The organism is Streptomyces sp. NPDC024632, assembly GCF_055559175.1.
Genome location: NZ_JBVHLD010000003.1, coordinates 218,367 through 244,442, shown reverse-complemented (window position 1 = coordinate 244,442; position 26,076 = coordinate 218,367). Strand labels below are relative to the sequence as shown.

At 72.6% G+C, this 26,076-nt stretch carries 21 protein-coding genes; 9 read left to right on the top strand and 12 right to left on the bottom strand.

What is annotated here, in order from left to right; all coding sequences use genetic code 11:
* The first annotated feature begins 60 nt into the window (after positions 1-60).
* Together dusB and ppdK are read left to right on the top strand one after the other, a co-directional pair.
* Positions 61-1,218: a tRNA dihydrouridine synthase DusB gene (gene dusB, locus ACZ37P_RS08395; RefSeq protein WP_402712285.1), complete on the top strand. Its 1,158-nt coding sequence runs from the start codon at positions 61-63 to the stop codon at positions 1,216-1,218.
* 412 nt (positions 1,219-1,630) lie between these two features.
* Positions 1,631-4,354 carry a pyruvate, phosphate dikinase gene (gene ppdK, locus ACZ37P_RS08390; RefSeq protein WP_355344623.1) on the top strand — a complete coding sequence of 908 codons (2,724 nt, stop codon included), beginning with the start codon at positions 1,631-1,633 and terminating at the stop codon, positions 4,352-4,354.
* A 272-nt stretch (positions 4,355-4,626) separates the two neighbouring features.
* Here the strand turns inward: ppdK and ACZ37P_RS08385 are convergent, their stop codons facing one another.
* The 6 genes from ACZ37P_RS08385 to ACZ37P_RS08360 form a co-directional block, all read right to left on the bottom strand.
* On the bottom strand, positions 4,627-5,349 hold the full coding sequence (locus ACZ37P_RS08385) for a DUF4230 domain-containing protein (protein ID WP_355344680.1): 723 nt from the start codon (positions 5,347-5,349) through the stop codon (positions 4,627-4,629).
* 112 nt (positions 5,350-5,461) lie between these two features.
* Positions 5,462-6,379: an oxidoreductase gene (locus ACZ37P_RS08380; RefSeq protein WP_467345589.1), complete on the bottom strand. Its 918-nt coding sequence runs from the start codon at positions 6,377-6,379 to the stop codon at positions 5,462-5,464.
* A gap of 397 nt (positions 6,380-6,776) precedes the next feature.
* Positions 6,777-7,703, bottom strand: a complete 927-nt coding sequence (locus ACZ37P_RS08375; protein ID WP_467345588.1) for a GlxA family transcriptional regulator — start codon at positions 7,701-7,703, stop codon at positions 6,777-6,779.
* A complete protein-coding gene (locus tag ACZ37P_RS08370) occupies positions 7,700-8,308 on the bottom strand; it encodes a cysteine hydrolase family protein (RefSeq protein WP_391047414.1) in 609 nt (202 codons plus the stop codon). Before ACZ37P_RS08370 ends, ACZ37P_RS08375 begins: the two co-directional genes overlap by 4 nt.
* Positions 8,309-8,551: 243 nt before the next feature.
* On the bottom strand, positions 8,552-9,994 hold the full coding sequence (locus ACZ37P_RS08365) for a glycoside hydrolase family 10 protein (RefSeq protein WP_467345586.1): 1,443 nt from the start codon (positions 9,992-9,994) through the stop codon (positions 8,552-8,554).
* A 264-nt stretch (positions 9,995-10,258) separates the two neighbouring features.
* Positions 10,259-11,368, bottom strand: coding sequence for a LacI family DNA-binding transcriptional regulator (locus ACZ37P_RS08360; protein ID WP_188280750.1), 1,110 nt, complete (start codon positions 11,366-11,368; stop codon positions 10,259-10,261).
* A gap of 239 nt (positions 11,369-11,607) precedes the next feature.
* Between ACZ37P_RS08360 and ACZ37P_RS08355 the strand changes: the two genes are divergently transcribed.
* Positions 11,608-12,327: a hypothetical protein gene (locus ACZ37P_RS08355; RefSeq protein WP_391160227.1), complete on the top strand. Its 720-nt coding sequence runs from the start codon at positions 11,608-11,610 to the stop codon at positions 12,325-12,327.
* 8 nt (positions 12,328-12,335) lie between these two features.
* Here the strand turns inward: ACZ37P_RS08355 and ACZ37P_RS08350 are convergent, their stop codons facing one another.
* From ACZ37P_RS08350 to ACZ37P_RS08335, 4 genes are all read right to left on the bottom strand, one after another.
* On the bottom strand, positions 12,336-12,818 hold the full coding sequence (locus ACZ37P_RS08350; RefSeq protein WP_391047407.1) for an OsmC family protein: 483 nt from the start codon (positions 12,816-12,818) through the stop codon (positions 12,336-12,338).
* A gap of 23 nt (positions 12,819-12,841) precedes the next feature.
* Positions 12,842-13,477: a GntR family transcriptional regulator gene (locus ACZ37P_RS08345; RefSeq protein WP_355344707.1), complete on the bottom strand. Its 636-nt coding sequence runs from the start codon at positions 13,475-13,477 to the stop codon at positions 12,842-12,844.
* Positions 13,435-13,695 carry a hypothetical protein gene (locus ACZ37P_RS08340; protein ID WP_467345583.1) on the bottom strand — a complete coding sequence of 87 codons (261 nt, stop codon included), beginning with the start codon at positions 13,693-13,695 and terminating at the stop codon, positions 13,435-13,437. Before ACZ37P_RS08340 ends, ACZ37P_RS08345 begins: the two co-directional genes overlap by 43 nt.
* 77 nt (positions 13,696-13,772) lie before the next feature.
* Positions 13,773-14,498: a SanA/YdcF family protein gene (locus tag ACZ37P_RS08335; RefSeq protein WP_467345861.1), complete on the bottom strand. Its 726-nt coding sequence runs from the start codon at positions 14,496-14,498 to the stop codon at positions 13,773-13,775.
* A gap of 140 nt (positions 14,499-14,638) precedes the next feature.
* Here ACZ37P_RS08335 and ACZ37P_RS08330 point away from each other — a divergent pair, with 140 nt between their 5' ends.
* The 4 genes from ACZ37P_RS08330 (at position 14,639) to ACZ37P_RS08315 (ending at position 18,847) form a co-directional block, all read left to right on the top strand.
* On the top strand, positions 14,639-15,070 hold the full coding sequence (locus ACZ37P_RS08330; RefSeq protein WP_467345581.1) for a gamma-glutamylcyclotransferase family protein: 432 nt from the start codon (positions 14,639-14,641) through the stop codon (positions 15,068-15,070).
* A gap of 432 nt (positions 15,071-15,502) precedes the next feature.
* On the top strand, positions 15,503-16,753 hold the full coding sequence (locus tag ACZ37P_RS08325; RefSeq protein WP_467345860.1) for a deoxyguanosinetriphosphate triphosphohydrolase: 1,251 nt from the start codon (positions 15,503-15,505) through the stop codon (positions 16,751-16,753).
* Between the two features lie 289 nt (positions 16,754-17,042).
* Entirely contained in the window at positions 17,043-18,305 is a 1,263-nt protein-coding gene (locus tag ACZ37P_RS08320) for an NAD(P)/FAD-dependent oxidoreductase (RefSeq protein ID WP_467345579.1), read from the top strand.
* A gap of 53 nt (positions 18,306-18,358) precedes the next feature.
* Positions 18,359-18,847: a GNAT family N-acetyltransferase gene (locus tag ACZ37P_RS08315; RefSeq protein WP_467345577.1), complete on the top strand. Its 489-nt coding sequence runs from the start codon at positions 18,359-18,361 to the stop codon at positions 18,845-18,847.
* Positions 18,848-18,877: 30 nt separating this feature from the next.
* On the opposite strand, the gene ACZ37P_RS08310 is transcribed toward ACZ37P_RS08315, so the two are convergent.
* Complete coding sequence (locus ACZ37P_RS08310) at positions 18,878-20,806, bottom strand: glycoside hydrolase family 9 protein (protein WP_467345575.1); 1,929 nt, start codon at positions 20,804-20,806, stop codon at positions 18,878-18,880.
* Between the two features lie 151 nt (positions 20,807-20,957).
* On the opposite strand from ACZ37P_RS08310, the gene dnaG reads away from it, so the two are divergent.
* Entirely contained in the window at positions 20,958-22,901 is a 1,944-nt protein-coding gene (gene dnaG / locus ACZ37P_RS08305; protein WP_355344725.1) for a DNA primase, read from the top strand.
* Between the two features lie 120 nt (positions 22,902-23,021).
* Entirely contained in the window at positions 23,022-24,200 is a 1,179-nt protein-coding gene (locus ACZ37P_RS08300; protein WP_467345573.1) for an RNA polymerase sigma factor, read from the top strand.
* Positions 24,201-24,223: 23 nt separating this feature from the next.
* Here ACZ37P_RS08300 and ACZ37P_RS08295 read toward each other — a convergent pair whose 3' ends face one another.
* Positions 24,224-26,029 (bottom strand): phosphatidylglycerol lysyltransferase domain-containing protein, encoded by a 1,806-nt coding sequence (locus ACZ37P_RS08295; protein ID WP_401853649.1) that lies wholly within the window; start codon positions 26,027-26,029, stop codon positions 24,224-24,226.
* Positions 26,030-26,076 lie beyond the last annotated feature (47 nt).

Here is a 26,076-nt window from a genome sequence, read left to right as displayed (position 1 = left end):
TTTTGATCGTACAACCAATCTCGGCCGAGGGCCGTGCGCGAGTACGCGACAATGGACGGCATGACCGCTGACGCCGCCACGCTCACCCGCCCGGAAACCCTCCGGATCGGCCCGCACGCCGTGTGGCCGCCGGTCGTGCTCGCCCCGATGGCGGGCATCACCAACGCGCCCTTCCGCACGCTCTGCCGCGAGTTCAGCGGCGGAAAGGGGCTGTTCGTCAGCGAGATGATCACGACGCGCGCGCTGGTCGAGCGCAATGAGAAGACCATGCACCTCATCCACTTCGACGCCTCGGAGACACCGCGCTCCATCCAGCTCTACGGTGTCGACCCGGCGACCGTCGGCAAGGCCGTGCGGATGATCGTGGACGAGGACCTGGCCGACCACATCGACCTCAACTTCGGCTGCCCGGTGCCGAAGGTGACCCGCAAGGGCGGCGGGTCCGCGCTGCCGTTCAAGCGCAATCTGCTGCGGGCGATCCTGCGCGAGGCGGTCGGCAACGCGGGCGACCTGCCGGTCACCATCAAGATGCGCAAGGGCATCGACGACGACCACCTCACGTATCTCGACGCGGGCCGGATCGCGGTGGAGGAGGGCGTGACGGCGGTCGCGCTGCACGGCCGCACCGCCGCCCAGCACTACGGCGGCACCGCCGACTGGGACGCCATCGCGCGGCTCAAGGAGCACGTGCCCGAGATCCCGGTGCTCGGCAACGGCGACATCTGGTGCGCGGACGACGCGGTACGGATGATGCGGGAGACCGGCTGCGACGGCGTCGTGGTCGGCCGGGGGTGCCTCGGGCGGCCCTGGCTCTTCGGCGACCTGGTCGCCGCCTTCGAGGGCGGCGCCGCGCCCGCCACCCCCGACTTCGGGCAGGTCGCGCGGGTGATGCGGCGGCACGCGGAGCTGCTGGGGGAGTGGATCGGGGACGAGGCACGCGGTGTCGTCGACTTCCGCAAGCACGTGCCCTGGTACACCAAGGGCTTCTCGGTCGGCTCGGACGCGCGCCGGGCGCTGGCCACGGCCTCGTCGCTGGCCGAGATGGACGAGCACCTCGGCGGCCTCGACCTCACCCAGTCCTGGCCCGCGCACGCCGACGGCCCGCGCGGCCGTACCGCCCCCGGCAAGCGGGTCGTCCTCCCGGACGGCTGGCTCAACGACCCGTACGACTGCGCCGTGCTCACGGAGGACGCCGAATCCGACACCTCGGGCGGCTAACCGTCCGGGAACGCCGGCCGCGCACGGCCGGAGCGGGCCCTGGCCGCCGTCCAGCATGTGAGACGCGAGGCGTGATTCGCGCCACGGTTGATAGGGCTTGCGCTCAAACGAGCGCGAAGAGGGGTGTCGCACCTTCCGAAAGCATGGCACGCGGTGCCACCCCCGCTGTGTCCACGCGGCACGGCGCCACGTGACGCTCCGTAGACCGAGTCGCCGAAGCGACCACCGGAGTGAAACCGTCCGTTCGACTCGTGAACGGAGCGCGAACACCGGTCGGCGAGCCCCCCGCACGGGAGACACCGGCAGACGGGCGGTTACCGCCGTGTGTCGAGGTCATGGACGCACTGCGGCGCCTTCGACCTGGGTACGCTCCCCGCCGTCAGGGCATCCCGGTCGCGAGGAGTCGAGTCCCGTGTCGGCACGACAGAAGAAGCAGAAGTTCGTCTACGACTTCACTGAGGGCAACAAAGACCTCAAGGACCTGCTCGGCGGCAAGGGAGCGAACCTCGCCGAGATGACCAACCTCGGCCTGCCCGTCCCTCCGGGTTTCACCATCACCACCGAGGCGTGCAGGGTCTATCTGGAAACCGGCGCGGAACCCTCCGCGCTGCGCGACGAGGTGAGTGCGCACCTCGACGCGCTGGAACAGCGGATGGGCAAGAAGCTCGGCCAGCCGGACGACCCGCTGCTGGTCTCGGTCCGCTCGGGCGCGAAGTTCTCCATGCCCGGCATGATGGACACCGTCCTCAACATCGGCCTGTCCGACGCGTCGGTCGCCGGGCTCGCCCAGCAGGCGGGCAACGAGCGCTTCGCGTGGGACTCCTACCGGCGTCTTGTGCAGATGTTCGGCAAGACCGTGCTCGGTGTGGACGGCGACCTCTTCGAGGACGCGCTGGACGAGGCCAAGCGGCACAAGGGCGCGGACAGCGACCTCGGTCTGGACGCGGCCGATCTGCGACAGCTCGTGGACGACTTCAAGGCGATCGTCGCCAAGGAGGCCGGCCGGGACTTCCCGCAGGAGCCGCGCGAGCAGATGGACCTCGCCGTGCGCGCGGTCTTCGACTCCTGGAACACCGAGCGCGCCAAGCTCTACCGCCGCCAGGAACGTATCCCCGGCGACCTGGGCACCGCCGTCACCGTCTGCTCGATGGTCTTCGGCAACCTCGGCCCTGACTCCGGCACCGGCGTCGCCTTCACCCGCGACCCGGCCAGCGGCCACCAGGGGACGTACGGCGACTATTTGCAGAACGCCCAGGGCGAGGACGTCGTCGCCGGTATCCGCAACACCGTGCCGCTCGCCGACCTCGAAGGCATCGACAAGGCGTCGTACGACCAGCTCATCTCGATCATGGAGACGCTGGAGACGCACTACCGCGACCTGTGCGACATCGAGTTCACCATCGAGCGCGGCAAGCTGTGGATGCTCCAGACCCGGGTCGGCAAGCGGACCGCGGCGGCGGCCTTCAGGATCGCCACCCAGCTCGTCGACCAGGGCCTGATCAGCGAGGCGGAGGCGCTGCAACGGGTCAACGGCGCGCAGTTGGCGCAGCTCATGTTCCCGCGCTTCGACGACACGGTCGCCGACAGCGGGAACGTACGCCGGATCGGCTGGGGCATCGCGGCCTCGCCCGGCGCCGCCGTCGGCAAGGCGGTCTTCGACTCGTACACCGCCGTCAAGTGGTCGCGGTCCGGCGAGAAGGTCATCCTGATCCGCCGCGAGACCAACCCCGACGACCTCAACGGCATGATCGCCGCCGAGGGCATCCTCACCAGCCGCGGCGGCAAGACCTCGCACGCCGCCGTCGTCGCCCGCGGGATGGGCAAGACCTGCGTGTGCGGCGCAGAGGAGCTGGAGGTCGACACCAAGCGGCGACGGCTGACCGCGCCGGGGGGCGTGGTGATAGAGGAGGGCGACCTCATCTCGATCGACGGCTCCTCGGGCAAGGTGTACGTCGGCGAGGTGCCCGTCGTACCGTCCCCGGTGGTCGAGTACTTCGAGGGCCGCATGCACGCGGGGGCCGACGAGGCCGACGGACTCGTCCAGGCGGTGCACCGGATCATGGCGTATGCCGACCGGGTCCGCCGGCTGCAAGTACGCGCCAACGCCGACAACGCCGAGGACGCCAACCGCGCCCGCCGCTTCGGCGCGCAGGGCATCGGCCTGTGCCGTACCGAGCACATGTTCCTCGGCGAGCGCCGCGAGCTGGTCGAGCGACTGGTCCTCGCCGACACCGACACCGAGCGGGAAGAGGCGCTCGGCGCGCTGCTGCCGCTGCAAAAGGCCGACTTCATCGAGTTGTTCGAGTCGATGGACGGACTGCCGGTGACCGTACGGCTGCTGGACCCGCCGCTGCACGAATTCCTGCCCGACATCACGGAGTTGTCGGTACGGGTCGCGCTCGCCGAGTCCCGCAGGGACGCCAACGAGAACGACCTGCGGCTGCTCCAGGCCGTCCACAAGCTCCATGAGCAGAACCCGATGCTGGGCCTGCGCGGCGTACGCCTCGGCCTGGTCATCCCCGGCCTGTTCGCCATGCAGGTACGGGCCATCGCGGAGGCGGCGGCGCACCGCAAGTCCGTCAAGGGCGACCCGCGCCCCGAGGTGATGATCCCGCTGGTCGGCACCGTGCAGGAACTGGAGATCGTCCGCGAGGAGGCCGACCGCGTCATCGCCGAGGTCGAGGCGGCCACCGGCGCCTCGCTCGGCATGGCCATCGGCACGATGATCGAGCTGCCGCGCGCCGCGCTGACGGCCGGTCAGATCGCGGAGGCCGCCGAGTTCTTCTCCTTCGGCACCAACGACCTCACCCAGACCGTGTGGGGCTTCTCCCGCGACGACGTCGAGGCGTCCTTCTTCACCGCCTACCTGGAGAAGGGCATCTTCGGCGTCTCCCCGTTCGAGACCATCGACCGCGACGGCGTCGGCGCACTGGTCCGCTCCGCCTGCGAGGCCGGCCGCGCCACCCGCCCCGGCCTCAAGCTCGGCATCTGCGGCGAGCACGGCGGCGACCCCGAGTCCGTCCACTTCTTCCACGACGTCGGGCTCGACTACGTCTCCTGCTCGCCCTTCCGCATCCCCGTCGCCCGCCTGGAGGCCGGCCGCGCCGCCGCCCGTCCCCCCACGCCGACCACCTGACCGGGCCGGGCCCGGACCGCCGCCGGACGCCCCTTGCCCTGGGGGCACCCTCACCGACCGGCGACCCGTTCCCGACCCCACCCCGCCGGGGGCGACGCTTCGTGCGGAAGCGCCGCCCCCGGCGCTTTCACGTACGCCGGGGCACGGCCCGGCCATGCCGGCGCTGCGGCGTCCCACGCCCACGATCCGAGGCGCGCACCCGCGATGAGCACAAAGAAGGTCGCCTGGGCCGCACCGTAGCGGTGCGGACCTGGCGACCGTTTGAGACGGGGTCAGGAGGACGTGGGGCTGGCCGTGGTGGGAGTCGCGCTGCCGCTGGGCGTCGGGGCGGTCTTCGGGGGCGGGCCGAAGACGACGTTCACGTGCTCGAAGCCGAGCGAGGTCAGCAGGTGCTCCAGCATGAATTTGGTGTTGGTCTCGGCCCGCGCGCCCAACTCGGTCTGCTTGGCGGCGTCCTGGATCTTCTGCGCGGCCAGCTCGTTGAGCTGCTGGGCGTTGCCCGGGTTGTCGCCGAAGAAGTCGCCGATCCGGTCGAAGAAGCCGCGCTGCTGCGAGACGACGTAGGAATGCTTGGTGTCCAGCGAGGTCCGCTCAAGTGCCGCGTGCGGCAGGCGGATCGTCGCGGACTTGCGGTCGGCGGAGACCTTCACCGCGTCGTTGCCGACGGAACCGAGATCGACGTACGCGTCAACGCTGCCCGCGCCGACGTACAGCGTGCGCTTGCCGCGCACCGCGGACGGCAGGAATTTGGCGTCCTTCTCCAGGTCGACGACGACCTCGAAGTTGCCGCTCGCGCCCTCGAAGCGGTTCATGTCCTGGATGGACTTCAACAGGACGGGACCGCTGCGGTCCTTGTCCTTCTCCGCGAACGGATTCGGTATACCGGGCAGCAGATTGGCCTTGCCGAGCAACAGGAACAGCAGCGCGAGTACGACCACTCCGATAGCTGTCCGCGCCCACCAGGGCATACGTCCCGCAGCACCACTGATCGCCATGACCGCGTCACCTCCTGAAGTGCCGGGTACCCGCGCTCGGCGATTCCATGAGCCGAACGTGCGCTCGACATAGGTGAGTTGGTACGGCCGGTCCGGGGTCGCGCCCGGCGGCTCACAGGGCGTACGTGACCCCCGTCAGCCGCTCCGACGCCTCCCACAGCAGCTCGCCGGTCACGTCGTCACGGGTCCTGGGCAGCCGCCAGGCGCGGGCGGGCGCGCCGCGCAGGCCCGGCGCGCGCGGGCCGGTGAAGGAGTCGGGGGCGACACCGGGCGCCGTCGCCGCGTAGAGCGTGGGCAGCGCCCCGCGCTCGGCCGACTGCGCCAGCAGCCGGTTGCCGAAGACGTAGACGCGCTCCACGCCCCTGCGGCCCTCCATCAGCGCCCCGCGCGTGTGCAGGTCCGTCGCCGCGTAACCGGGGTGCGCCGCCGCGGCCACGATCCCCGAACCGGCCGCCGCGAGCCGCCGCGACAGCTCGTGCACGAAGAGCAGATTCGCGCTCTTCGACTGGCCGTACGCCGTCCAACGGCGGTACCCGCGGGTCGCGTTGAGGTCGCCGAGACGCACCCCGGCCAGCACGTGCGCCACGCTCGACACCACGACGATCCGGGCCCCGCGGTCCGCCGCCCGCAGTCGTGGCAGCAGCAGGCCCGTCAGCGCGAAGTGCCCCAGGTGGTTCACCCCGAACTGCTTCTCGAAACCGTCGTACGTCAGGCCGTACGGTAGTGCCATCACCCCGGCGTTGTTGACCAGCAGGTCCAGCGACGGCTCCTCGTACGCCTCCGCGAACGCCCGCACGCTTCCCAGGTCGGCCAGGTCCAGCGGCCTGAACACGGCCTGGGCGTTGGGCACTTCGGCCTGGAGGCGCTTCAGCGCCGCCGTCGCGCGCTCCGCGTCCCGGCACGCCAGCGTCACGCGGGCGCCGCGGCGGGCCAGTTCCCTGGCCGTGCAGTAACCGATGCCGGTGTTCGCGCCCGTCACCACGGCCGTCCTTCCGGACTGGTCCGGAACGCTTTCCGCCGTCCAGCTCATGACGTCCCCCTCCCTCACACCTGACTACCCGTCAGGGTAGGGCCCTTCGCGGCGTACGGTGCCCCCGTAGGGTCCCGTCCTGGACGGTTCTTTCGCGGCGGGCGGTGGGCCGGTCTTCAGGGGCGCGGCCTCGGGCGGTTCCTCTGCGCTGGGCGGCGCGCCGGTCTTTCCGGGGGCGCGGCCCCGGGACGGTTCCTCTGCGGCGGGCGGTGGGCCGGTCTTTAGGGGCGCGGGGAACTGCGCGACCAACCACCGCGCTCCCGCAGGTCACCACCTGCCCCGGCGGGGCAGTTCGGTTGGTCCTGGACCACCGGCCGGTGGGGGAGGGCCGCGCAGTTCCCCGCGCTCCGACGGGGCACGAGCCGTGCGCAAGGTGAGCGCGAAAGGGGCCACCGCCTCACGCGGAGGCGAGGTCCGGGCGCCGACGGGCGCGGAGGCGCCGGAGCATGCGGGCGTCCTGGAAACCAACGGCGCGGGCCGCGGCTTCGAGCGTGGCCCCCTGCCCGATGAGATGCTCGGCGCGCTCGATGCGCAGCTCCTGTTGGTAGCGGAGCGGCGTGAGCCCGGTGGAGGCGGTGAAGCGCCGCGTGAGGGTGCGCTCGCTGAGCCCGGTGGAGGCGGCGAGGTCGGCGAGGGCGAGGTGGTGGGCGAAGCGGGCGTCGATCAGATCCTGGGCCCGGTGCACGGCGTCGCTGAGGTGCCCGCGGTGCCGGAGCATGGCGCTGGTCTGGAGCTCGTCGCCGTTGCGCCGGGCGTAGACGACCATCTGCCGGGCGACGCGGGCAGCGGCGCCCGGCCCGTGGCGGACGGCGACCAGGTGCAGCGCGAGGTCGATGCCGCTGGCGATCCCGGCGGAGCTGACGACGCGGTCGTCCACGACGTAGAGGACGTCGCGTACGACGGTGGCCCGCGGATAGTCGCGGGCGAGCTCGTCCTGCACGTCGTGGTGGGTGGTGCAGCGGCGGCCGTCGAGCAGCCCGGCCCGGCCGAGCGCGTCCGCCCCCGCGCACACGCTGGCGACGGTGCCGCCGCCCGCGTGGTGCGCGCGCAGCCACTCCAGGGTCGCGGGCGTGAGCGCGCCGTTCTCGTGCAGCGTGTGGGCCCGCCAGCCCGGTACGACGATCAGGTCGTCGGCCGTCAGCGCGGGCGGTTCGGTGGCCGCGCGCAGCGCGACCCCTTGGGCGGTGGGGATGTCTTCCCGCTCGGCGACGTAGTCCAGCCGGTACCCGAGGCCGTAGTCGGCGGCCGTCGAGAACACCTGCGCGGGGCCCGCGAGGTCGAGCAGATGCAGGTGGGGTACGAGCAGGAAGACGACCCGGGTCACGATCCGGTCAGCTCCTTGACGGTCGAGACGGTGGCGAAGCGGCCCGCGAGAGCGTACTCGGTGCGCGCGATGATGTCCGCCGGGAGCAGCGTGCGCGGGTCGGCCAGCACCTCGGCGAGCGGGCGGCCCGCCGGCGCGTCGCGGTGCTCGATCGGCTCGGTGGCGGTCGCGTCCACCACGAAGGTGACGTCGTAGCCGAGGTCGGAGGCCAGCCGCGTCGTGGTCTCCACGCACTGCTCGGTGCGGATGCCGCAGGTGATCAGCGAGCGGATGCCGCGCGCGGTGAGGATCTGCTGGAGATTCGTGGTCGTGAAGGCGTTGTGCGCGGTCTTGACGAGCAGCGGCTCGCCCTCGGCGCGGGTCAGCCCGTCGATCAGCCGTACGTGGCCGCTCTCCGGGTCGAAGACCGTGTTCGAGCCCGGCTCGGAGTGCAGCACCCAGATCACCGGGTGCCCCTGCTCGCGGGCGTAGTCGACCAGCCGCGCCACCCGCGTGGCCACGTCGGGGTCGGACGCGGCCTGCCAGCTCTCCCGCTGCCGGAAGGACTCCTGGACGTCGATGACGATGAGCGCGGTCGCGCTCGCGGGGTTCGTGTTGTCAGCCATGACTCGATCGTGCCTCCGGCGCGGGCCCGCGGGTAGACCCGATCATGCCCCGCTGCGGAACGATCCGGTCACGCGGCGGGGCACCGAGGTACGCCCCCGCGTCGGACTCGCCCGCGGACCGCCCGACGCCGCCCAGCCCCTCGACATCGCCGCGTTCGGCGAGCGGGCGGTGTCTCGACGACGACGCGGTGGCGGTGCCGGTGCATCCGGTCGTCGAGGAGTAGCCGCCCGCTCGCCCGGCTCTCAACTCACCGTGCAGGCGGCGCCGTTGAGAGTGAAGCCGGTCGGCTTCGGGTTACTGCCCGACCAGTTGGCGTTGAAGCCGAAGTCCACCGTGCCGCCTGCCGCGATCGTCCCGTTGTAGGACAGATTCGTGGCCGTCGCCGCGGTGCCGCTCTGGGTGACCGTCGCGTTCCACGCCTGCGTGACCGTCTGGCCCGGCGCGAAAGTCCACTTCAGCGTCCAGCCGTTGACCGGCGCGGAGCCGTTGTTCTTCACCGTCAGATTCGCGGTGAAGCCGGTGTTCCACTGGTTGACCCCGTATGACACCGCGCAGCCGCCACCGCCGGGCGGTGTGGTGGGCGGAGTGGTCGGGGGCGTGGTGGGCGGTGTGGTCGGCGGTGTGGTGGTCGTGCTGCCGCCGAGCGCCGTACGGACCGCGGTGTAGGCGGGCTTGGGCTGGTAGTTGTCGTCGTACAGCAGAGCCGCGCCCTGGCCGGGGAAGACACCCGGGATCCACGAGGTCGCGTCGGAGACGCCCCACACCGTGATGCCCACACAACGCGACACGCCCAGGCAGGCGTTGACCACCGAGGTGTAGTCATTGGCCTGCTGCTGGAGCCTGGCGGCGTCCGACGGGGTCTGCATCCGGATGTCCAGCTCGGTGATGGCCACGTCCACGCCGAGGTCGGCGAAGCGCTGGAGGTTGGCCTTGAGGGTCGACGGCACCTGGCCGAGGATCAGGTGCGCCTGGAAGCCGACGCCGTCGATCGGAACGCCCTGCTGCTTCAGCGACTTGACCAGGTTGTACATGCCGTCGCTCTTGGGGCCCGTGCCCTCGACGTTGTAGTCGTTGAGGTAGAGCTTGGCGCCCGGGTCGGCGGCGCGGGCGGCCGTGAACGCGTCCGCGATGTACGACGAGCCGAGCTGGTTGTACCAGAGGTCCTGGCGGAAGGTGCCGTCCTCGTTGAACGGCTCGTTGACCACGTCCCAGTGGACGACCTTGCCCTTGTAGTGCGTGGCCTCGTCGGTGACGTGCTTGATCAGGATGTTGTGCAGCTCGGTGTTGCTGAAGCTGCCGGAGGTCAGCCAGTTGGGGAGCTGGCTGTGCCACACCAGATTGTGGCCGCGGACCTGCATGTTGTGCGCCTGCGCGAAGTTGACGATCGAGTCGCCCGGCGCCCAGTTGTACGTGCCGCGGCTCGGCTCGACGGTGTCCCACTTCATCTCGTTGCCGGGAGTGACCATGCCGAACTGGGCGCCCGCGATGGGCCCGCTGGCACCCGTGGCCTCGCTCGCGGTCAGGGCGGTGCCCATGTAGATGCCCTTGGCCGCGGCCAGGTCGCGCAGCGGCGGGTCCGCGGCGTGTGCCGACGGCACGGTGACGGCGATCAGCGCCGCCGTCGCCGCCAGCAGCGCCGCGCCGGATCCGCCGATGGCGGATCTGAGGGCTCGCTTGGAGAACATGTGTGAATACCTCTTCCAAGTGGGGGATTGGAGCAGGCAGTTCGGTACGCGTGGTTGCGAGCGATGCGCGTGGGACGAGGGAGGAACGCATCGAATGTTTCGATACGAATTCCGACTGCGGCGCAGACCCTACGGGCACCCCACCCGGCCGTCAACACCCCCGGCAATCACCGCACTTCGGACGGGGGCGGTGCGCGTACGCCTCGGCGGGCGTGCGGGCGTGCGAGTGTGCGGGTGGGTGAGCGCGCGGGGGCGCGAGGACGCCTAGGCGGGGGACCGCGTGCTGCTGCGCTCCACCAGCCGGGTCGCCAGATCCACCCGCAGGGTGCTCGGCTGCTTGCCGCGGCTCAGGTCGAGCACCAGCCGGGCGGCGGCCTCCGCCATCTCGGTCAGCGGCTGCCTGACCGTGGTCAGCGGCGGGCTGATCCAGCGCGACAGCGGCAGGTCGTCGAAGCCGATCACGCTCACGTCGCCCGGAATGCTCAGCCCCAGCTCGCGCGCCGCCTCGTACAGTCCGAGCGCCTGGAGGTCGTTGCCGGTGAAGACGGCGGTGGGCCGCTCCGGCAGCCGCAGCAGTTCGAGTCCCGCGGTGTAACCGGCCTCGTGGTGGAAGTCGCCCGCCCTGACCAGCGCCGGGTCGAAGGCGACCCCCGCGGTCTCCAGCGCGGCGCGGTACCCGTCGATCCTCGCCCGGCTGCACATCATCCCCGCCGGGCCGCCGATCACACCGATCCGCCGGTGCCCCAGCTCCAGCAGGTGCCGGGTGGCGGCCACCCCGCCCTGCCAGTTGGTCGCCCCGATCGCGGGCACGTCCTCGCCGGGGTCGCCCGCCGGGTCCATCACCACGAACGGGATGTCCCGGCTGGTGAGCTGCGCCCGCTGGGCCGGGTCGAGCCCGGACAGTACGAGGATGACGCCGGTCGGACGCCGGGCCAGCACCCCGTCCACCCACGTCTGACCGGGGCTCAGGCGGCCCGCCGACTCCGAGAGCACCACGCTCAGGCCCTCGACCCGCGCCACGTTCTCCACGCCCCGGATGACCTCCATCGCCCACGCGCTCTCCAGCTCGTGGAAGACCAGGTCGAGCAGCGGCGCGGGCTGCGCGTTGCCGCGCCGCCGCTGGTAGCCGTGGAGGCGCAGCAGCTCCTCCACCCTGCTCCGCGTGGCGGGCGCGACATCGCCGCGGCCGTTGAGCACCTTCGAAACAGTCGGAGCCGAGACGCCCGCGGCCCGGGCGATCTCGGCGAGGGTGGCCGCGCCGGCGCTGCCGCCCGCGTTTCCGCCCGCGCTCGCGCGGCCCGCCGCTCCCGCCGCGCCGTTCGACGGCGTGTCGGGCTGGTCGGCTGTCCTGGACGGTACGTCTGCGGCGCTCATGCCTGCGATCGTAGCCCGCCGCCGCCCCATCCGTCCGACCCCGGGGTGCCCCCTGTTTCCCCGGCAACAATCGGTAACCGACTCGAATCATTCTCCGTGTCGTCCCTTACCGCTTGCCTGTGCCCCTCGGGGCGCGGGGGAGCCGCACGGCCAGCCGTGACGCCGCGCGGCCGGAAACGGGGGTGGCATGGCCGATTCCGGGCGGGCGGCAGGGGGAGGGAGGGTGCGACGGTGACGGGATGAGCTTCTTCCAGGACGTGCCAGAACCGCCGACCGCGCCGGAGCCGGAGCCCCGGCCGCGTCCCCCGTGGGAACGGTCCGTCTACGTGCTTCCCGCGTCGGTGCCGGGTGACGTGGTGCTGCTGCGCTCGGACCGGGCGGCGGTCTGGATCGGCGGGCTGCGGGCGTACCCCAACGGCTTCGTGTTCCACCTGCGCGCGGTCCTGCGAAGGACCCCGGCCAACGGCGCCTGGCTGGGCAATCCCCTCGACGGCCGGTCCAACCCGCTGCGTCCGCCCGAGCCGCAGAGCAATCTGCGGCTCGGCCTGCGGTACGCGGACGGCCGACGCGTCGCGACGCAGGGCGGGATGCCGGTGCCCTGGCCGGGCGACGACGACACGGAGGCGATCCGCCTGATCAGCCAGGGCGGCGGCGGCAGCGGTCTGACATGGGAGGCGAGCTTCTGGACGTATCCGCTGCCGCCGGACGGCCCGGTGACCGTCTTCACCTCGTGGCTCGACGCCGGGGTGCGTGAAGCGTCGGTGGAACTGGACGGCGCGGCGATCCGGGCGGCGGGCGGCCGGGCGGTCCGCCTGTGGCCGCAGGACGAGGACCCCGAGGACGAGGACGGCTACAGCTACGTGACGAGGACGCTGACGGTCGGCGACGCCGAAGCGGACGGGGACGGGGACGGGGACGACGACCCCGAGGCCGCACCCGGCACCGCACCGGGCGCGTAACCGGACGCTCATGGGGCCGAGACCGTCACCGACGGCTCGTGCCGCACCGGGAAGTTCACCGAGTTGGCGATGAAGCACAGCCGTTGGGCCTCCTCGTGGAGGGCCTGGGCGGCGGCGGCCATCGCGGGGGAGGCGACCTCGACGGCGGGCCGGAGCACGGCTTCGGTGAAGTGGCCGCCGCCGTCGCCGGTCTCTCGCATCGTGCCGGTCGCGTGGTCGGTGTAGCCGGTGACGACCACGCCGTTGACGGCGCAGACGTGGAGGTACGACAGCAGGTGGCACTGGGAGAGCGCGGCGAGGAGCAGCTGCTCGGGGTTCCAGCGGTCGGCGTCACCGCGGAAGGCGCGGTCGGCGGAGCCGGAGATGGCGGGGAGTCCGGCCGCGGTGACCTCGTGCGTACGGTCGTAGTCGCGGTAGGAGCTGGTGCCCGTGCCGCGGTTGCCGGTCCAGACGACCTCGGTCTCGTAGGAGTGCTGACGGGCTGACGGCATGGCTCGACGTCCCTTCGGGTCGCTCAGTCGGTGAATCGGGCGCCGCAGGTGTCCAGGACATGGCGGCGGGCCGCCTCGGCCGCCTCGCGCGCCCGGCCCCCGGTGATCGCGGCCAGCAGCTCCCGGTGCTGGGCGTTGACCTGGGCGGGCCGGTGGGGCGGGTCGAGGGAGGCGCGGGTGGAGACGAGGATCTGGTCCCACAGCCGGTCGAGCGAGGCGAGCGCCACGGGGTTCGCGGCGAGTACGGCGATCCGGCCGTGGAAGCGGCGGTTGTGGGCGACGGCCTCGGCGAGGCGCCCGGCCAGCGTGGCCTCTTCCGTACGGTCCGCCTCGCGGACCAGCTCGGCCAGGTCGGCGGGGGCGATCCGGCCCTCGGCCTGGCGCCCGGCGGCCAGCTCGGCGGTGAGCGCCTCCAGGGCGGCCCGCACCTGGTAGGCGTGGCGCAGCGCCTCCGCGTCCAGCGCGACCACCCGCACACCGCGCCCCGCCGAGTGGACCAGCCCGTCGGCGACCAGCGCGCGGAACGCCTCGCGCACCGGCGTCCTGCTCATCTCCAGCGACAGCGCGACCTCGGTCTCGGTGAGCCGCTGGCCCGGCGCGTAAGCGCCGTCCAGGATCAGGTCACGCAGCCGCGCGCGGGCGGCATCGGTCTGCTGCACACGGCCGAGGCTAGCTTCTGCATGCATTGCATGCAATGCATGCAGAAGGCCGGGGTGTACTCCTCCGCCCGGACCCGCAGCGGCCCCGCCGCGACCCGGTCCAGCGCCTCCTCCCAGCTCGCGGGCGCCGACTCGCCGTCCGCGCCCCGTACCAGCGGCCCGGTCAGCCGCACCGCCGTGGACAGCACCTCGGTCGAGGCGCGGCCCTTGCGGCACAACGCCCCCCCGGTCGAGGCGCGGCCCTCCCCGGTTCACCGGGAACGCCGTCCGCTCCACCACCTCCGGCCCGTCCGCCTCAGCGCACGGCCCCGCCCGCTGTGAGGGCGTGTGCGACCCCGGGCTCGCGCGGCCCCAGGAAGTGCGGGTTCGGGCGAATCACCACGTCCGCCGCCGCCTTGCCCGCGGCCAGCAACTCCCGTACGCCGCCCGCGTACCAGGTGGCGTCGTGCGGCTCGTCGACGGCGATCCCGTAGGCGTCGATCCCGGCGGCCTCGCAGAGCGCCAGGGCCCTGCGTATGTGGAAGTCCTGGCTGACCAGGACGGCCCGGTCGACCCCGAAGACGCGCTTGGCGCGGCTGCACGAGTCCCAGGTGTCGAAGCCCGCGTAGTCCAGGACGACCTTGTCGGCGGGCACGCCGTGCGCGGCCAGGTAGGTGCGCATGGCACCCGGCTCGTTGTACGACGTACGGCTGTTGTCGCCGGTGACCAGCACCACGCGTATCCGGCCCGTCCGGTACAGCGTCGCCGCCGCGTCCAGCCGGTGCGCCAGATACGGCGACGGTTTCCCGTCCCAGAGCCCGGCGCCGAAGACCACGGCTACCGGCTCCTTCGGCACGTCGGCAAGCGTGCGGACGCGCCCGCCGTCGGCCAGCCGCAGCCACGTCGCGGGCAGCAGCGCCAGCACGCACACGGCCACGCTCCACCGCAGCAGCCGCCGCCACCCCCGCCGCGTGCGCGGCAACCGCGCCCATGACGGCTTCCACCCCCGGACCCGCGCCCCCCACGTCCGCGCCCACGTCATACCGTCCACCCCCTGACCCGCCATCGCCCCCGCCCCTCGCCGACCCGTGCCCCCTCCGTGACCGACGCCGGACACCCCCGCCCGGTTGCGTCATGGATCACAGTAGGACCCACCACTGACAACGCCCCCGGAGCGCCCGCGTGACCGACCCCCGCCTCCCCTTCTTCCTCTACGGCACGCTGCTGCCCGGCGGGCGCAACCACGGCGTGCTGCGCGGCCGGGCCCTGACCTGGACACCGGCCGAACTGCCCGGCGCGCTGCTCTTCCACGGCCCCGGCTACCCGTACGCCGTCCCCGACCCGGCGGGCGAGGGCGTCGTCCACGGGGCGCTGGCGGCGGTCGGCCCCGAGGTGTACGCGGACGTCCTCGCCGACCTCGACCGGCTGGAGGAGTACGCGCCGGGCGCCCCCGCCAACCTCTACGAGCGCCGCCGTACGTACGTGCGCACGGCGGGCGGACCGACCCCCGCCTGGGTGTACTTCGCGGCCGACCGCACCGCCCGTGAGCTGCTGCTCTCCGGCGAGCGGGTCTCCGGCGGCCGGTGGCCGCACAGCGGACCCGCGGCCGGGTGAGAGCACCGAAACCGGCTGTCGCGCCCGCGCGAACGACGAGGCAATCCGGCGCTCGCCTCATACTTCACCGCACCCGGCCGCTTCGCCGCGCAGACCTCGGCCGCCGCGCCCTGGATCTCCGCGGCCTCGCTCGGCGCGCACGACGCGATGGCCGAACTCGTACTGCGCCGGTACGACGAAGCCCTCCGCTACGACGAAGCCCTCCGCTACGACGGAACGCTCCTGGGCGCCGACGCACGCCGTCGGGGCAGGTCAGCGCGGGCCCCAGCGGCCCGGCCGCCGGTCGCGCGCCCGGTCCGCCACCCGCGCGTACGCCGCCGGTCACCGGGGCCGGTTACCGTCACGGGTATGGAAGAGAAGGACCGGTCACAGCGGGCGGCATCCGCGCACCTGGGCCCGTACGAGCGGTACGGGCCCTACGGCGAGGCCGATATGGAGCGGTATGTCGCGGAACCGGACAAGAGGCCGGGCCGTACGGCGTTCCAGCGCGACCGGGCGCGGGTGCTGCACTCGGCGGCGCTGCGCAGGCTGGCGGGAAAGACGCAGGTCGTGGACCCGGGCGTCAACAGCGCGGCGGCGATCGACACCAGCCCGCGCACCCGGCTGACGCACTCGCTGGAGTGCGCGCAGGTCGGCAGGGAACTGGGCGCGGCGCTCGGCTGCGACCCCGACCTGGTGGAGACGGCGTGTCTGGCGCACGACCTCGGGCACCCGCCGTTCGGGCACAACGGCGAGCTGGTCCTGGCCGAATTCGCCGAGGACTGCGGCGGGTTCGAGGGCAACGCGCAGAGCCTGCGGCTGCTGACCCGGATCGAGCCGAAGAAATTCGTGCCGGACCCGGCGGGCGGCGACGCGCTGGTCAGCGTCGGCCTCAATCTCACCCGCGCCGCGCTGGACGCGGCGACCAAGTACCCGTGGGCGCGCGGCGGCCACCCCACCACGCCCGGCAGCCCCAAATTCGGCGCGTACGAGGACGACCTGCCGGTCTTCGGCTGGCTCCGGAAGGACGCGCCCGACGGCCGCCAGTGCTTCGAGGCGCAGGTCATGGACTGGGCCGACGACGTCGCGTATTCGGTGCACGACGTGGAGGACGGCCTCCAGGCCGGGCACATCGACCCCGGCGCGCTGACCTCCGCCCCCGAGCGCGCCGAGGTGTTCGGCTGCGCCGCCGCCCGCTATGTGCCGCCCGGCACCGACCCGGCCGAGCTGGCCGCGGCCCTCGACCGGCTGCTCGACCAGCCCTGGTGGCCGCACGGCTACGACGGCACCGCCCTCGCCCAGGCGCGGCTCAAGGACGCCGCCTCCCAGCTCATCGGCCGCTTCTGCCTGGCGGCCGAGAGCGCCACCCGCGAGCGCTACGGCACCGGCCGCCTCACCCGCTACCGCGCGGAGCTCGTCGTGCCGCGCGAGCAGCGGCTCGAATGCGCCGTTCTCAAGGCGGTCGCCGACCGGTACGTCATGCAGCGCGCCGCGCAGGCCAAGCGCCGGGCCGAGCAGCGCGTGGTGATCGGCGAGCTGGCGCAGCGGCTGCTGGAGCGGGCCCCCGAGGGCCTTGACCCGCAGTTCCGCGGGATCTTCGACGCCGCCCCCGACGACCGCGCCCGCCGCCGCGCCGTCGTCGACCAGATCGCCTCCCTCACCGACGCGGCGGCCACCGCCCTGCACGCCCGGCTGCACGCGTAACCGCCGGAAACGGGGCGTCCGGTACGCCGGGATACCCGCCCGGCATATGGCCGGATGCCCACTGGGCAGAAGAAGCACGAGGGGATGGACGGCGCGGCGCTCTTCCGGACGGCCCTGACGTGCGGGACGCTCGTATGTACGCACAAGCAGGACGCACGAGCACGACGCGCCCTCAGACGCACCGCACGACGCACGAACAGAACGCACAAGCACCACGCACGCAGCACCGCACGACACGTACACGTACGCTCGCACACGTACCGATCGCCGACCCGCCTGGAGGGCCACCGTGGTGGACGCACACGAAACCTTCGTGATCGTCGGAGCAGGGCTCGCCGGGGCGAAGGCGGCCGAAACGCTCCGGGCCGAGGGTTTCACCGGCCGGGTGATACTGATCGGCGACGAGCGCGACCACCCCTATGAACGCCCGCCCCTGTCCAAGGGCTATCTGACCGGCGCCGACGAGCGCGACTCGGTCTTCGTGCAGAACACCTCCTGGTACGCCGAGCACGACATCGAGCTGCACCTGGGCCAGCCGGTCGTGCACCTGGACCCGGCCGCCAAATTCGTCCGCCTCGGCGACGGCACGACCCTGATGTACGACAAGCTGCTGCTCGCCACCGGCTCCGAGCCGCGCCGCCTGGACATCCCGGGCACCGACCTGGCCGGGGTGCACCACCTGCGCAGGCTCGCGCACGCCGACCGGCTCAAGCACGTGCTGACCAGCCTCGGCCGGGAGAACGGCCACCTGGTGGTGGCGGGCGCGGGCTGGATCGGCCTGGAGGTCGCCGCCGCGGCCCGCGGCTACGGCGCCGAGGTCACCGTCGTGGAGTCCGCGCCGACCCCGCTGCACTCGGTGCTCGGCCCCGAACTGGGCGCGGTCTTCACCGACCTGCACGCCGAGCACGGCGTCCGCTTCCACTTCGGCGCCCGGCTCACCGAGATCACCGGCCAGGACGGCATGGTGCTCGCCGCCCTCACCGACGACGGCGAGGAGCACCCGGCGCACGACGTGCTCGCCGCGATCGGCGCCGCCCCGCGCACCGCGCTGGCCGAGAGCGCGGGACTCGACCTGGTCGACCCGGCCGAGGGCGGCGGCATCGCCGTGGACGCCTCGCTGCGCACCTCGAACCCCGACATCTTCGCCGCGGGCGACGTCGCCAACGCCGAACACCCGCTGCTCGGCGGCCGGTTGCGCGTCGAGCACTGGGCGAACGCGCTGAACGGCGGCCCCGCCGCGGCCCGAGCCATGCTCGGCCGCCCGGTGTCGTACGACCGGGTTCCGTACTTCTTCTCCGACCAGTACGACCTGGGCATGGAGGTCTCGGGGAACGCGGCGCCCGGCTCGTACGACCAGGTGGTGTGCCGCGGCGATGTGGGCAAGCGGCAGTTCATCGCCTTCTGGCTGAACGAGGGGCGGGTGCTGGCGGGGATGAACGTCAATGTGTGGGACGTCACCGAGCCGATCCAGCAGCTCATCCGCTCCGGCCGCGCGGTCGACCCCGAGCGGCTGTCCGACCCGGCGGTGCCACTAACCTCGTTCCTGGACTGACCAGGAGCTTCCTTCCTGGACCGGCCGGACCGACCAGGAAGGGACACCCCGCCGTGCCCGTCACCCGTACCGCCGTCGTGCCCGTCGAGGAGATCTTCGCCCTGCGCTGGGCGGTGCTGCGGACCGGCCTGCCGCGCGAGACCGCCGTCTATCCGGAGGACTCGCGCGACGGCACGTTCCACATCGCCGCCTACGACGAGGAAGGCGTGGTACGGGGCTGCGCCACCTTCTTCCCCGAGCCGCTGTCGGGGGACGACGCCCTCGCGGACGCGGATACGGCCGGGGCGTCCGCGTACCGCTTCCGCGGGATGGGCAGCGCGCCCGAGGTCCGCGGCCAGGGGTTTGGCGGCGCGGCCCTGATCGCGGGACTGCGCGAGGCCGCGGCCCGCGGCGCCGAACTGGCCTGGTGCAACGGCCGTACGTCCGCCGCCGGTTTCTACGAGCACTTCGGCTTCACGGCGATCGGCGAGGAATTCGTCGTGGAACCGATCGGCCCGCACTACGTGTTCGTCACCAAGGACCTCGCGCGGCGTCCCGCGTAGGCCGTCAGCCTCTCCGCCTGTCCCCGAACGCTACTTCGACAGGTAGAAGGCCAGCAGCCCCGACGCGTCCATGTCCAGCGCCGGCTCCGAGCTCTGCCACGACCGCACGTCGTCCACGTACCGGCTGCCGCGCCCGTTGAAGGCGCTGTACGGGTCCGCGCCGCCGGGCGGGCACGGCCGCATGCCGTCCAGGTAGTCGCCGAGGCCGTCGCTGAACTGCTCCGCGCCGTTGGGCCCGTTGACGATCGCGCCCACCTCCAGCGGTCGTGAACCGGTCAGGCTCCCGGCGAGGTTGCCCAACTCGCCCGCCGTGCAGCGCGGGAAGGTCTGCCCCTGGCCGACCATGAAGGACGTGCCCCAGGCGTTCGCCCCCAGCAGCCAGTCGAGTTGCTGCACCGCGAAGCGGTCGAACGAGGTGTCGCCGGTCACCGAGCGGTACAGCCGCGTGGTGGCCGCGAGACCCAGCGTGTGCGAGTCCGCGTCGAAGTCGTCGTAGACCGCGCCCGCGTGGAACGGGTCAGCCGCCGCCCGCCGTTGCCCGGCGGCGATCTGGCCCTTCACGTAACCGACCAGGTCGGCGTACGTCACCGCGAGGCCGCGCGGGTGCCCGGCCGCCCTGATCGCCCGCGCCAGGTCGAGGTCGGCGAGCGCGCTGGTGTCGTACATGTTCAGCGTGTCGGCGCCCGCCTCGCTCTGGTGCGCCTTCGCCCAACTCGCCGCCTGCTTCAGCCAGTCCGCGCCGCGCCGGTCGTGCAGCCGCTGCGCCGCCAGCGCCAACTCGGCCCCGCCGAAGGCCAGATCGTCCTTCCAGCTCGTCTCGGGGTAGTAGCCGTACGGCACGGTGGTGACGAGCGTGCCAGGGCGCGTGTCGGCCAGGCCGTAGATCTGCGCGGCGGTGTTCAGATACGCGCGGGCCTTGGCGGGCGCGGTGGCCGCGTACCGCTGGGCGGCGAGCGCGAAGTCGGCGGCGAGCCGGCCCGCCTGGTTGGGGCTGAGCTTCGCGCCGGGGGCGCCCGCCCTGAACACCGGGCGGTTCTTCAGGAACGGGTGCGCGGAGTCCTTGTCGTCCTTCTCCGGCAGCCGCCACACGTCGTGGTCGCCGACGACGCTGCCGCTGTCCGTACCGGAGCCGAGGCCGACCTGGATGTACAGCGTCTTCGTTGTGCCGTCCCACATCTTGTCGAGCCAGTCCAGGCCGTGCTGCGCCTCGCCGCCGAGGGCCGACGCGGGGCCCGCGCCGGTCTGCCGGGCGGCTATCTGGAGCGCGGCGACGGCGTACGAGGTGGTCTCGGTGAACTTCAGGTAGTCGCCCGCGTCGAACCAGCCGCCGGAGACGTCCACCGGGGCCGCGCCCGCGATCTTCTTCGGGGCGGCCTTGATCGTGTCGCCGTCGGGGTCGGTGAACGACGGCCACGCGTAGACGGCGGCGTGCGCGTCGTTGAGATGCGACGGCTTGCGCCGCAGCTGCCCGGGGATCGTCCTCGCGCCGTCGCGCTGGGCCTGGAAGAAGGCGGTGGCGTCGGCGGCGGGACGGCCGAAGACGGCCTTCGCCGAGCCGATGGTGAAGGCGGGGGAGGAGGCGGTGGCGGTGCCGCCGACCACCAGCCGGTAGGTGCCGGGCGTGCGCACCGCGCTGAAGTCGATCAGGTAGACGGCCGGATACGCGCTGTTCCAGCGGCCCAGGCTCGCCCCCGTGCTGCCGTGCGCGACGACCCGGCCGCCACGCCCGACCAGCTTCCACGACGCCTCGCCGACCGCGCTCTTGGCCAGCAGGAACGCTTCTTTGGCGCCGCTTCCCGCGTAGCCGACCTGGTTCACCCGGACCTCGCCGGTGGTCGCGGCCTGGGCGGTGTCCGCGCCGCCCGCCAGCGACAGCGCCGCCAGCACGGCGGTCGCGGTGACAGCCGTCGCCGCGGCGGTGGTCCATCTGCGGAGCGGCCTTCTGCGAAGCTCGGGCATGCGGCTGTGTCTCCCCACGACTTCGGAACCCCAATAGGAAAGGTTCCTAACGATTGGCGAAGCTAGTCCTCACCCCCGCCCGGGTCAAGACCTTCGTCGCCACCCACCGCCCGGCGCTCCGCTGTCCCACCAGCGCCGTAGACTTGCGCGAGTGGCGGGCAGGATCAGAGACGAAGACGTGAAGGCGGTACGGGACGCGGTCCCGATCGACGCCGTCGTCTCCGAATACCTCCAGCTCAAGAACGCCGGCGGCGGCAATCTCAAGGGCCTGTGCCCCTTCCACGACGAGAAATCCCCCTCCTTCCAGGTCAGCCCCTCCAAGGGCCTCTACCACTGCTTCGGCTGCGGGGAAGGCGGGGACACCCTCGCGTTCGTCATGAAGCTCGACCATCTGTCGTTCACCGAGGCCGTCGAGCGCTTGGCCGGGCAGGCCGGGATCACGCTGCGGTACGAGGAGGGCAGCCATGTCCCCGGGCGGCAGCAGGGCGAGCGGATCCGGCTGGTCGAGGCGCACAAGGCCGCCGCGCAGTTCTATGTGGAGCAACTGGGCGGGGCGGAGGCGGAGATCGGCCGGAGGTTCCTGGCCGAGCGCGGCTTCGACCAGGCGGCGGCGGAGCACTTCGGGGTGGGGTACGCGCCCGCCGGGTGGGACCACCTGGTGCGGTATCTGCGGGGGAAGGGCTTCACCGACAAGGAGCTGATCACCGCGGGGCTGGCCTCCGAGAGCCGCAGGGGCGGGGCGATCGACCGCTTCAGGGGGCGACTGATCTGGCCGATCCGGGACATCACCGGCGAGGTGATCGGCTTCGGCGCGCGCAAGCTGCGCGAGGACGACCAGGGGCCGAAGTACCTGAACACCTCCGAGACGCCGCTCTACAAGAAGTCCCAGGTGCTGTACGGCATCGACCTGGCCAAGAAGGAGATCGCCAAGACCGGGCGGGCGGTGGTCGTCGAGGGGTACACCGACGTGATGGCCTGCCATCTCGCCGGGGTCACCACGGCCATCGCCACCTGCGGCACCTCCTTCGGCGGCGACCACATCAAGATCCTGCGCCGGCTGCTGATGGACAATTCGACCGCCGAGGTGGTCTTCACCTTCGACGGCGACGAGGCGGGCCAGAAGGCCGCGCTGCGGGCGTTCGAGGACGACCAGAAATTCGCCGCCGAGACGTCGATCGCGATCACGCCCGGCGGGATGGACCCGTGCGAACTGCGGCTCGCCGAGGGCGACGCGGCCATCCAGCGGCTGATCGACGGCCGCACCCCGCTGTTCGCCTTCGCGCTGCGCTCCATCGTGTCCCGCTACAACCTGGACACCGACGAGGGCCGGGTGGCGGCCGTGGACGCGGGGGTCGCCGTGGTCGCCGCGATCAAGAACCAGGCGCTGCGGGACCGTTACGCGATCCGGCTGGTCGGCATGGCCGGGATCGGCACGCAGTCCGAGGAACAGTCGATCATCCGCCGGGTCCGCGCGATGGCCAGGGCCCGCGCGGCGGGCGGCGGCAGCACCGACAACCGCCCGCAGTACGGCCGCCAGGGCCAGGGCGGTCCGTACGCGGGCGGCGACCGGCAGTCCTCCGGCGTCCCCGCGCAGAACGCGCCGCGCGGCCCCCGCCTGGACCTGCGCAGCCCCGCCCACCGCGTCGAGCGCGAGCTGCTCAAGCTCGCCCTCCAGTACCCGAAGCTGGTCTCCCCGGCCTTCGACGCGTACGGCGAGGACGAGTTCACCGGACCGCCCTACGCCGCCGTGCGCCGGGTGATCGCCGAGGCGGGCGGCGTCGAGGCGGCCGACGGCGACTATCTCGTACGGGTCCGCGAGGCCGCGCCCGACGACACCGTACGGATGATGGTCACCGAACTGGCCGTCGAGCCGGTGATGCACAAGTCGCCCGAGTTCTACGCGGGCGAGGTGCTGGTCCGGGTGCGGATCAACGCGGTGGAGCGGCGCGTGGCCCAGGTGCACGCCACGCAGGCGCGGTTCGCCGCCCAGGGCGTCCCGCAGGACTCGCCCGAGGTCACCGCGTCGCTGGGCGAGCTGTGGGCGCTCCAGCAGTACGGCCAGCGGCTGCGCGAACAGGGCGCGGCGGGGCTGTAACCGCCGCGGGCGTACGCCCGGGCATATGCCTTGCGTCACCGCACGGACCTGAGCGGTGACCTTGTGTGAAAAAGGGAGCGCACGCCCCTCGTAGCGGAGCCGCGTCGTGGGCCACACTGGGTGACGGCGCCCAGGGCCTGTCCGGCAAGACGCGCTGCGAGCCCGAGGACGCGCTCACTTCTGGAGGTCGCTTCCGTGCAGACCCAGACCCAGACCCACACCCAGATCCAGACCCTCACGACCGCGGCCGAGGTGGTGGCGATGGAGCCCCAGGCGGAACCGCCAGGGAACCTCACGGGGTCGCGGGTGCCGGAGCAACGCGTGGTCACCGACGAGCGGGACGACGAGGACGCGGTGCCGGTACGGCCGCCGCGCGAGGAGTCCGCGGGCCCGTCCGCCGACCTCTTCCGGCAGTATCTGCGCGAGATCGGCCGTATCCCGCTGCTCACGGCGGCCGAAGAGGTGGACCTGGCCCGCCGGGTGGAGGCCGGACTCTTCGCCGAGGAGAAGCTCGGCGCCTTCCCCGACCTGGACTCGCAGCTCGCCGTCGACCTCGACCGCCTGGTGGTGCTCGGCCGGATGGCCAAGCGCCGCCTCATCGAGGCCAATCTGCGGCTGGTCGTCTCGGTCGCCAAGCGGTACATCGGCCGCGGCCTGACCATGCTCGACCTGGTCCAGGAGGGCAATCTCGGGCTGATCCGGGCGGTGGAGAAGTTCGACTACGCGCGCGGCTACAAGTTCTCGACGTACGCGACCTGGTGGATCCGCCAGGCGATGTCGCGGGCGCTGGCCGACCAGGCCAGGACGATACGGGTCCCCGTGCACGTGGTGGAGCTGATCAACCGGGTGGTGCGGGTGCAGCGGCGGCTGCTCCAGGAGCGCGGCTACGAGCCGAGCACCGAGGAGGTCGCCGCCCAGCTCGACCTGCCGGAGGAGCGGGTCAGCGAGGTGCTGCGGCTGGCCCAGGAGCCGGTGTCGCTGCACGCGCCGGTCGGCGAGGAGGAGGACGTCGCGCTCGGCGACCTCATCGAGGACGGCGACGCCGCCTCGCCCGTGGAGTCCGCGGCCTTCCTGCTGCTGCGCGAGCACCTGGAAGCGGTGCTGTCCACGCTCGGCGAGCGCGAGCGCAAGGTCGTCCAGCTCCGCTACGGCCTCGCCGACGGCCGCCCCCGCACCCTGGAGGAGATCGGCCGCATCTTCGGCGTGACCCGCGAACGCATCCGCCAGATCGAGTCCAAGACCCTCAACAAGCTCCGCGACCACGCCTTCGCCGACCAGCTCCGCGGCTACCTCGACTGAGACCCCCCGGAGCCCCCCGGGCCCTAGCCGTCCCTGCGCAGCCGCGCCAGCGGCCTCGGCGCCACCACGAACCCCTCGGCGCGCGCGCTCGCCAGCCCGATCCGCGGCAGATGCGCGCTCTTGGCGAAGAGCAGGAAGCGCGGCTCCCAGATAGGCCGGTACTTGGCGTTCGCGCGGTACAGCGACTCCAGTTGCCACCAGCGGGAGAAGAACATCAGGGCCGAGCGCCACAGCCGCAGCACCGGGCCCGCGCCCAGCCGGGCGCCGTCCTCGAACACCGACCGGAACATCGCGAAGTTGAGCGACACCCGCTCCACGCCGACGTCGGCGGCGCGTTCGATCAGGTCGAGGACCATGAACTCGACCAGGCCGTTCTCGCTGTCCCGGTCGCGCCGCATCAAGTCCAGCGACAGCCCCTTCGGGCCCCACGGCACGAAGCTGAGCAGCGCCTTCAACTCGCCCTCGCCGTCGAGGCATTCGATCATCACGCAGTCGCCGTCGGCCGGGTCGCCGAGCCTGCCCAGCGCCATCGAGAAGCCGCGCTCGGTGGCGCCGTCCCGCCAGCGGTCCGCCGCCTCGATCAGCGCGGCCGTCTCGTCGGCCGGGATGTCGCGGTGCCGCCGGATACGGGTGGTGTAACCGGCGCGCCGCACCCGGTTGTACGCCTGCCGCACGCCGCGCATCGCCCGGCCGTCCAGGGTGAACTCGTCGGTCTCCACGATGGCTTCGTCGCCCAGTTCCAGCGCGTCCAGGCCGTGCCGGGCGTAGACGGTGCCGCCCTCCTCGCTGGCGCCCATCACGGCGGGGATCCAGGCGTGGTCGCGGGTCTCCACCAGCCAGGCGTCGATGGCGCCCGGCCATGCCTCGACGTCGCCGATCGGGTCGCCGGAGGCCAGGGCCACACCGCCGACCACGCGGTAGGCGACGGCGGCCTTGCCGCTGGGCGAGAAGATGACGGACTTGTCGCGGCGCAGCGCGAAGTAGCCGAGCGAGTCGCGGGCGCCGTGCCGGGCGAGCAGTTCGCGCAGCCGGTCCTCGTCGTCGCGGCTCTGGAGGTCCCGGCCGCGCGGGGAGCGGAAGAGCGCGTAGAGCACGGCGAGCAGCAGGCCGAGGCCCGCCAGGTTGAGGCCGCTGCTGACCCACGGGCTGATGTGCAGATTCGGCTCGATGTCGGAGTCGCGGCTCAGCGTCGTCAGCCGCAGCGCCACGTACCAGACGCGGTCGCCGACGCTGGCGCGCTCCGGGCCGACGGCCGTGACCAGGGTGGTGCCGACCAGGACCGACAGCAGCGCGCCGACGCCGAGGACGGCGAGCGCGAGCTGCGGGTTGGTGCGGTCGCCCTTGCCGTGGAATTCGCGGCGGCCGAGCGCGCCGAAGCACAGCACGGTCAAAGTGAGCGCGGTGGAGACCCAGTTGAACGGGTGCCGCCGCAGGTCGTCGTAGCACAGCGCCCACACCGACAGGGCCGCGTAGCCGCCGCACAGCGCCATGAAGACGATCCAGGCCACGCGCTTGTGGCGGGCCAGCATCATGGCCATGAAGAGCGTCGCGGCGGCCGAGCCGAAGCCCGCGAAGAGCATGAACGGCGTGAACAGCTCACCGGTGTTGTGGTTCGACATCTCCTGACGGATCGTCAGGGAGACGGCGGACAGCAGATCGACGACGCCGATCACCCGCAGGTACCAGATCGGCACCCGCGCGCTGCGCCGCGCCAGCGTCGAGGTCTCGCGCCGCGCGGGGCAGCGCACCGGGTCGGAACCGCCCGGTCGCCCCTGCCGCGGCCCCTCGCCGGTACTCGTACCCGTACCCGAATCCGTGCTCGTACCCATACGGGTACTCGTACCCGCCCGCGTGCCGGTACCCGCGACCGACGCCG